The 8,595-nt window shown below is 44.8% G+C and carries 6 protein-coding genes; 1 reads left to right on the forward strand and 5 read right to left on the reverse strand.

Annotated features, from left to right (window positions below; all coding sequences use genetic code 11):
- Positions 1 to 52: 52 nt before the first annotated feature.
- Both Q0340_RS03495 and Q0340_RS03500 read right to left on the reverse strand, forming a co-directional pair.
- Positions 53 to 535 carry a hypothetical protein gene (locus Q0340_RS03495; RefSeq protein ID WP_298082178.1) on the reverse strand — a complete coding sequence of 161 codons (483 nt, stop codon included), beginning with the start codon at positions 533 to 535 and terminating at the stop codon, positions 53 to 55.
- 186 nt (positions 536 to 721) lie between these two features.
- Positions 722 to 1,555, reverse strand: coding sequence for a YihY family inner membrane protein (locus Q0340_RS03500; RefSeq protein WP_298082179.1), 834 nt, complete (start codon positions 1,553 to 1,555; stop codon positions 722 to 724).
- 226 nt (positions 1,556 to 1,781) lie between these two features.
- Here Q0340_RS03500 and Q0340_RS03505 point away from each other — a divergent pair, with 226 nt between their 5' ends.
- Positions 1,782 to 4,034, forward strand: coding sequence for a TonB-dependent receptor (locus Q0340_RS03505; RefSeq protein WP_298082183.1), 2,253 nt, complete (start codon positions 1,782 to 1,784; stop codon positions 4,032 to 4,034).
- A 484-nt stretch (positions 4,035 to 4,518) separates the two neighbouring features.
- Here the strand turns inward: Q0340_RS03505 and Q0340_RS03510 are convergent, their stop codons facing one another.
- The 3 genes from Q0340_RS03510 to Q0340_RS03520 all read right to left on the reverse strand — a co-directional run bounded on the left by Q0340_RS03510 (position 4,519) and on the right by Q0340_RS03520 (position 8,242).
- Positions 4,519 to 5,319, reverse strand: coding sequence for a tetratricopeptide repeat protein (locus tag Q0340_RS03510; protein ID WP_298082180.1), 801 nt, complete (start codon positions 5,317 to 5,319; stop codon positions 4,519 to 4,521).
- Between the two features lie 198 nt (positions 5,320 to 5,517).
- Positions 5,518 to 7,599 carry an RNA degradosome polyphosphate kinase gene (locus tag Q0340_RS03515; protein WP_298082181.1) on the reverse strand — a complete coding sequence of 694 codons (2,082 nt, stop codon included), beginning with the start codon at positions 7,597 to 7,599 and terminating at the stop codon, positions 5,518 to 5,520.
- A 94-nt stretch (positions 7,600 to 7,693) separates the two neighbouring features.
- On the reverse strand, positions 7,694 to 8,242 hold the full coding sequence (locus Q0340_RS03520; RefSeq protein ID WP_298082182.1) for a hypothetical protein: 549 nt from the start codon (positions 8,240 to 8,242) through the stop codon (positions 7,694 to 7,696).
- Between the last annotated feature and the right edge of the window lie 353 nt (positions 8,243 to 8,595).

Below are 8,595 nucleotides of genomic sequence, written 5' to 3' on the forward strand. Positions count from 1 at the left end.
GGATAGTGAAATATCAGAGGTATTTTGACGCAGCTCATCGTCTGTTTGAGTTTTAATCGTGCAGAAAAGTTACGACTTCATGATCTTTTGGCAGAAATTTTCTACCATCGATGCCATCATCTCCATATTCCAATAATGCTTCATTTAAAATTTCATAAATTTCATCCATTGAAATATCTCCAATGTCAGAATTTACGCTTTGGAATTTATATTTGATTTTAAATGGATTTTCCGTGAAATATTTACTCGTAGTCTCGTCATAAATTCGCCTTATATCAAGCTCGATATTTTTACCTCTATAATGCAGTAGCCAAATAACTTCTCCCGTAAGGCCATCTCTTGGGTCTGGCAAAGGCACTCTGCAAACAAACATAAACCAGGCATCTCTTTGTCTATCTATAACCCAATCCAGCTTATCTAGGTAGTAATCATCATAGACTATTGAGCCATATTTTAGACAACAATTATTTATAATATTTGCAACATTGTATCTTTCCAAATCAACTTTAGAAATATGCTCCGCAACAAACGCCATCTAGCCCTCCTTTAAAAATTCTATAATTTAAAGTAGATCGCTCGTATATAGACCGAACAAAGACGAGAGCTCAAATTTAATCCTTTCGCTGACGATAGCTTATCGTTTAAACAGCCAATTTATATACGATTATCGTCAATTCTTACTATAATCTTTCGTAAAATTTGTTATGAAAATTTAAAAATTTCAAGCGCTTTGTCGCTCGCCACCTCTTTTAAATTTAGCGTCCAAAAATACGCAGAATTTCACGCCGTATAGGTAGAAAATCCAGCTTATGTAGATCCACAGAAAGAAAAATAGCGCGACCGAAAACGAGCCGTAGATGCTAAGATAGGTTTTGTTATAAAAGACGTATTGCGCGAAAACCAGTCTTGAAAGCCACCATAAAATCGATGCTACGAGCGATGAGGCAAGCACCGCTTTTGCGCGGATCTCGCGGTTGATCGCCGTAGCATAAGTGATCGCAAAGATCCCCCAAACGATTAAGTAGGGTAGAATTTTAAGCAAATTTATCCAGCTCGTAAACTCGGTTTTATTTAGTAGCTCCTGAAGCTCGCCGCTGATATAAAACGATGCTCCAAGCCCCACAGGAGCGAGCGTCATCAGCGTCCAGTAGGTGCTTAGGCTCTTAAAAAAGCTTCGCTCGGGTGAATGCGAAATGCGCGCGATAATCGCTTCAAAGTCTCCGAAAAACAGCACCGACGTAACTAACACTGCGCAAAAGCCCGTTACGCCAAGGCTTAGGCCGTTAGCCATAAATTCCTCGATATAGTGTGCCATGCTCGCTTGATTTGCGGGCAGGAAGTTTGAAAAGATAAAGCCCATAATCTTGTCGTAGTAGCCTTTGAAGCTTGGTAGCTGCATAAAGACGCTAAGCGAGACCATCAGCACCGGCAGTAGCGCCAGAATCGTGTGAAAGCTAAGGCTTGATGCATGGTGCATCAGCTGCGAATCATATAAGCATTTGTAGTTTTTGAGTCGATTTTGCACTTGCATAAGCGCCGGTATTAGTTTTTTCATACGGGCGATTTTACATTAAAAATTTAGAATTTCATATAAATTTGCGCAATTTTTCTTTTGTATCTCAGTATATCGTCTATGAAATTTAAAGCTAAAAAATGCGACTACAAATATATAAATTTATATCTCGAATTTAGTCTAAATTTAGGAAAGTTTTTCTAATATGCTAAAAAATAATATTAAATATATCCATAACGAAGGGAAAATAATGGAACGAAGGAAAACGATGAAATTTAAAATTTCATTAGCGGCATGTATGTGCCTACTATGCAGCAGTTTGGCTGCAGCGCAAAGTGGCGGTAATTCTGCGCCTGAAAAGTCGCAGAATATGGGCGTAATCGAGGTAAATTCCGTCGGCGATAATATCAGCGAGAGCGGCATCGACGAGGGCTTTTTGAGCAAAAACGTGCAACAAGGCCTGCTTGCGGGCAAGCGCGCTTTGGATCTTCCCTATCAGATCAACACGATCAGCAAGGAGATCATGAACCACCAAGGCGTCACCGGCTACGAGGAGGCGGTCAAATACTTCCCGTCCGCGCAGATTCAGATGCGCGGCGGCGTTACGGTCGGACGCCCGCAGACACGCGGCTTTGAAGGTAGCGTCGTAGGCAACAGCTTCTGGGACGGCTTTTATACGGTTTCGACGACGGCGATTCCGATGGCGATGTTTGAGAGCTTTCAGGTACAAAACGGCGTCGCAGGCTCGCTCTACGGCGCACAAAATCCGGTCGGGATTTTCAGCTACACGCGCAAGCGCCCGGTAAAAGATCAATACATAATTTGGAGCGATTATATGTCGCGAAGCAACCTAGGTCTTGGGCTTGATCTATCCGATAAATTTGAAAAATTCGGCTACCGTGCGGTGTTTTACGGATCAAACGGCGACAGACAGCCAAAGGGTTCAAATTTACAGCGCCGCTTAGCCAGCGTCACGATGGAATTTTATCCGACGGGCGATCTTACTTTTGAAACCGCGGCGAGCTATTACGAGCACAATACCAAGGGCTTTGCGGGGCAGTTTGCCCTCGGCGTAATAAACGGCAAGATCGTTGATGGAATGGTGCTTCCAAAGGCGGTGGATTCCTCAAAACGCGGTCTTGGGCAGAGCTTTGGAGGAATGCATCTAAAAACCACTACCGCAAGCGCGAAATTTAAATACTCACCGACGGATAGGCTATATTTCGAGGGCGGCTTTCAGTTTCAGCGTGCCGATCGTGATACTCACGGCGTCGTAAACTACATCTTGCCTAGCACGCATCCGCAATATACGAAGCCGGGCGATTATCAAACCAGACACAGCGGCGGTGCTACGGCAGCATATAGATATGACCTGCCAAGCGGCTATCTCAAGGCCAACACGCAGTTTGACACGGGCAGCGTAGGGCACGATTTTAGCGTGCAGACCAACGGCTATCACTGGACGCAGGATAGATATAAAAATACGAGCACAAACTATGTCTCGCCTACTATCGGCAATATAAACGATCCTAAAATTTTAGATTACACCGGTGCTAGACGCGGAAGTGGTCTGTATCACTATGCGGTTTTGGATATGTATAACGTCTCGGTGTTAGACGATATCACGATAAACGATAAATTTGACGTAATGTTAAGCGCATCTAAGGCGTGGATGAGGCAGGAATCCTACAATGCCCGTCAGCAAAGACTTGTCAAAGCCTACAGCGATTCGGGCTATAGTTGGGCGGGCAGCGTGATCTTTTATCCGGTAGAGGACGCTAGTATCTACTACACCTACGCAGATAGCTTGCAGCAGGGCTCTACCTATGTTTATCCGGCGAGCAGCCCATATGCGGGCGAAGTCGCCTCTACGTCGCCGTATCGCTCCAAGCAGCACGAGATCGGCGCTAAGATCCGCGTAGCCGATATGATCGATTTTAGCGTGGCGTATTTTGATATCCGCAGACCTATCGCGTATCTAAACAGCTCTACCGGAATCTACGGCATAAACGGAGAGCAGCGCAACCGCGGATTTGAGTTTATGAGCGGCGGACGAATAACTGAAAATTTAAGCGTGCTTGGAGGCTTTACCTACATCGATCCTAAGATGCATAACGTAAGTATCGCGGGTGCTAATCGCAAGGTCGCAAACGGCATCCCTAAAATCAATGCAAATTTAATGCTTGATTACGTGATCCCGGGCACCGATAAGCTTGCGATCAGTACAAATTTCCACTACACCGGCAAGATGTATCTGGACGATCTAAACACTCAGCACACGCCTAGCTTTTTCGTTACTGATATCGGCGTCAGATATACGAGCGAGCATCTTTTGGGCGATAAGACCACGCTGCGCTTCAACGTAAATAACGTATTTAACAAAAAATACTGGGCGGGAATGTATCCTGCGAGCGCCGACGGCGCGGGCGGTCTTAACGTAACTAGCGTGCTAGGCTCGGCAAACGGCGTGACGCTGGGCGAGAGCAGAAGCTTTATGCTCTCTGCGGAGGTGAAATTTTAAAATCTAGCGGGTTTAAAATTTCTACTTCGGCGGCGCGAATGGTTATAGCGCCGCTTTTAAATTTAAAAGTATTTTTATGAAATGTAGACGATGAGACAGTGAGTAAATTTTAAAATTCTAACTTCAGAAATTTCAAAATTTTATCATAAGCAAGCGGAATTTTATCTACGCGTAGTATATAGCTGGCATCATGGCAGATTAGTATTTCTAGGAAGTTGCGCCTAAGATAATTTATAAAATTTAGAATTTTAAAATTCTAAAAAATTGATAGCTCGCTGATTGCGTAGCCTTGTTTGCGCGCAAGCATGCAAGCTTTCATGGATTAAGGCACGCTAGGTGCGATGCCGTGCTTATCATCGATGAGTTCTGCTTCGTTTAATTGCTTGTATTCGTCGCAGCCGATCTGCTCTGCTAAATCGCATGCTTTCCCGTAAAATTCTTTTGCTAAGGATCTATCTTGTTTAATATGCCATCCATTTTTGTATCAATCCCCGAGATAACTACACGAGTCCGCATCCCCGCTCTCGCAAGTATTTTTAAGCAAATTTAGCCCGCTTTGATATAGGCTTTCTGCTTTTTGGTAATTACCTGCTTTGTAAAAGTCTCCCAGAGTCAAGCACGCCGCCGCCCTGCCGCCATCATAAGCCTTTTGGTATAAATCCGCAGCCTTTTTGAAATCCTTCTTTACGCCCCTGCCGTCTATATATAGATCCGCTAGGCGCTGGCACTCATATAAGTCGCCTTCATCGCATTTCTTTTGATTTATTTGAGCTTTCTTTTGGTACGAAACAGCCGCTTTTTTATATAGAATCTCCGCCTTTTGCAAGTCCTGTCTGACCTTGTCGCCGTTTTTATATAAATATGCAAGGTTATTGCACATATCTGCATCACCGTTATCGCAAATCATTTGACGCAAAACCATAGCCTTGTGCTTGTCTCTTGGGACGCCGATACCGGATTCGTATGAAATTGCAAGCAAATTGCACGAAAACATATTAACGCCGTCGCAAGCCTTTTGATGCAGGCTCGCCGCCTTTTGATAGTCTTGTCTAACGCCATAGCCTTCGAAGTATAGTCCTGCAAGCTCATAGCAGCCAGTCATATCCCCGCCGTCGCAAGTTTTTTTATAAACCTCCGCTGCCTTTTGATAGCTCTGCGTGGTATTGATGCCGAATTTATATAAACCCCCGAGCCTATAGCAGCTTTGCGCCTCTCCACTGTCGCAAGCCTCTTGCCACATTTTTATCGCTTTAGAATAATCGCCGTCCTCATAGAACTTGTCCACGTCTTCAAAGACTCCACCCATGCAAAAACATAGCTATAACGGCTAGATAAAGATATCTTTTCATTTAATCCCTTTAAAATTTCCGTAAATCTACTCGCACGTTCACGGCGTAAAATTCTGCATTTAGTATTTTATGATCTCGGTCTGCGCGTGGGCTTAGCGAATAGCTAGCCCAAACGACGCAAAATTTCTAGATGTCTAGCTCTCTTTCAAAAGCTTAGTTAGCGCCGTGCCGCTTTCATCGTGCTTGCGGATATTTTTATAAATTTTACTAAAATAAGCTTCTAAAAATTCCTGATCGTCGATCCTCTCTTCGCCCTTTTTCGGCGCGATCTTTCGGTACTCGCCGCTGCTTTGCAGCTCGAATGCAAGCTCGTTGTCGCTTAACTGAAGTTTTAAAATTTCTTTGAGTTTGTTTTGCAAATTTTCGTTGTAAATCGGGCTCATCAGCTCCAGCCTGCGCTCTAAATTTCGCGGCATCCAATCCGCGCTCGCGATATATAGGCTGGGCTGGGCGTGCGCGAAGTAAAAAATTCTAGCGTGCTCCAGGTATTTGCCGACGATCGAGATCACGCGGATATTTTCGCTAACGCCCTTAAGCGCCGGGCGCAAGCAGCAGATGCCGCGCACGATTAGATCAATCTTTACGCCCGCAGCGCTTGCTTTATACAGCGCCTTGATCATATCGCCGTCGACAAGAGCGTTCATCTTAGCGATGATCCTGCCGGCAGAGCCTTTTTTCTCCTCGTTTTTTATCATCGCTAAAAGCCGCTCTTTGATCTGCATCGGCGACATAGCGAGGTTGTCTAGCTTGCGGTTTTTGTTGTAGCCCGAGAGGATGTGGAAGAAATTTGTCGTGTCCTTATCGAAGCGGTCGCCGCAGGTAAAAAAGCTCACGTCGGTGTAAATTTTAGCGCTCGAGCCGTTGTAGTTGCCCGTGCCTAAGTGGATATAAAATTTTAACTTGCCTTCCTCTTTTTTGATGATCTGAGTTACCTTGGCGTGGACTTTAAAGCCCGTGATACCGTAGATGACGTGCGCGCCCGCGTCTTCGAGCGCCTTCGCCCAGTGCAGGTTGTTTTCTTCATCAAACCTCGCCTTAAGCTCGACCATCACCGTTACCTGCTTGCCGTCGCTTGCGGCCTCGATCAGGCTCTGGACGATCGGGGAGTTTTTCTCCACGCGATACAGCGTCATACGGATTGAGATGACCTTTGGATCCTTGGCGGCTTCTTTGATGAGTTTTTGCACCGGATCAAAGCTCTCGTAAGGATGAATTAACAAGATATCCTCTTTCTCCATAGCGCTCATAACGGAGGTGTTTTCGTTAAAGGGAGGCAGCGTCTTTGGCAGATATTGCGGGTTAGCTAGAAAGGAAAAATCCTTATTGGAAGCGATCTCCCAAAGCCCGTCCAGCGTAAGCGGCACGGCGCATTCATATATATCTTTGTAAAAAATTTTAAGATGGGAATTTAGAAATTCTAATAGTTCGGCATCGGCGTCCTTTTCGATCTGAAGCCGTACGAAAGCCCCCTTGCGGCGCAGCTTAAGCCCCGCTTCTAGGATCATCATAAAATCGTCCGCTTCCTCCTCTTCGATTACGATATCTGCGTTTCGCGTGACGCGGAAGGCTGCGGAGCTGATGAGCTTGTAGCCCGGAAAAATTTCTTCCGCATGGCGTTTTACGATGGTGCCGATCGGCACGTAGGTATTTTGCGCGACCTGTACGAAGCGCGGGATCACGCGCGGAATTCTAATCATCCCGAAATGCACCGACTCGGGCGCGCCCTCATCGCAGAGCTTGACTGCGAGGGAGAAGCTGAGATTGTTTAGATGCGGGAACGGATGGGTCGCATCCACTGCGATAGGGACGATTACTGGCATTATCTGCGAGAAGAAAAACTCGTCCGCCACCGGCTTTAGCTCGGGCTGCAGCTCGTCGTAGCTTTTGATAAAAAGCCCGTTTTTGCAAAGCTCCTTTTGGATGCCGAAATACTGCTGCTCAAGCTCGGTTTGTTCGTTTCTTAAATAGGAGCGGATCGCGCGCAGCTGCTCAAGAGGCGTCATCTCATCGTCCCCGCTGGTTATAACGCCGGCGGTAAAAAGCTGCTTCAAGCCCGCCACGCGGATCATATAAAATTCGTCTAAATTCGTGCTGTAAATCGCTAGAAATTTTAATTTTTCAATTAGCGGGATATCCTTTTTGCATTGTTCCAGCACGCGTGTATTGAAGCGTAGCCAGCTTAGCTCGCGGTTTATAAAATTATTTTGTGTTTGCATAAAAACTCCTTTTTTGAATATTAATTCTAAGATTATAGCCCAATTAAGATTAAATTTTAAAGCCCAAATTTTAAGAGCTTGCAAGTGGGGCAATTTAGTATTTAAAATTCTGCCCTAATTCCCTCTTTTTTTCTAAAACCTTGCACATTTGCGCATTGCCGTCTTTGCAGCCCAGCTTTAAATACCGCCCCAAATATAAAATTTGCTCTTTCTCCTCCTCGCTCATATCAAGCACCCATTTGCACGCTTCCTTTATATTACCCTTATCGCAAGCCTTCTTGCAAAAATTTTTGCCTTTATTTTTATCTACTTTAGCCCACAACAGCAGTCCGTAAGCGTAGCACGAAGGGTAATGCTCTCCGTTGCAGCCGATTTCATAAAATTTCATAACCTCATTTATATTCTCATTCTCTCTGTTTAACGATGTGGCAAAGTGCCCGCATCCTGCGGGATTTCCCGCATCGCAGGATTTTTTAAAATACTCTTTTGCCGCAAGCTCATCCTTTTTTACGCCCTCGCCGTAAAAATATAAAAGCCCGTAATCGTCGCAAAATTTCGCGTCCAGCTCGCAAGCTCTTTCGTAATATGTCTTGATTTTCGCGTGTTTTTCGTCCAAAGAAGTAAGCGAATACGCTTGTCCCATAAAAATGCAGCCTTTGGCATATCCCAAACTGCATGATTTTTCAAAAAATTCCAATGCCAAATCGTCGTTTTTTCGTGCGCAAGATTTATTATTTAGAATTAAAGCCGCCAAATAGCATGCTTCGCCGTCGCCGCTATTACATTTCTTTAATTTAAATCGTAAATATCGCACGCAGGCGCCCCTAGAGAATAAATTTCGCTTACGCTCGCGGCTTTCAAAAACAGAACCGACGCTAGTACAAACAATAGTGCTTTCATTTTAATCCTTACGAATGATATAAATTTAAATTTAGATCGGCAGGCGACGTAAATTTTATCTCTTTGCTATCGGCTACGCTTTTGTTGGGTTCTGCC

This window comes from uncultured Campylobacter sp., assembly GCF_938045595.1.
Lineage (GTDB): Bacteria > Campylobacterota > Campylobacteria > Campylobacterales > Campylobacteraceae > Campylobacter_B.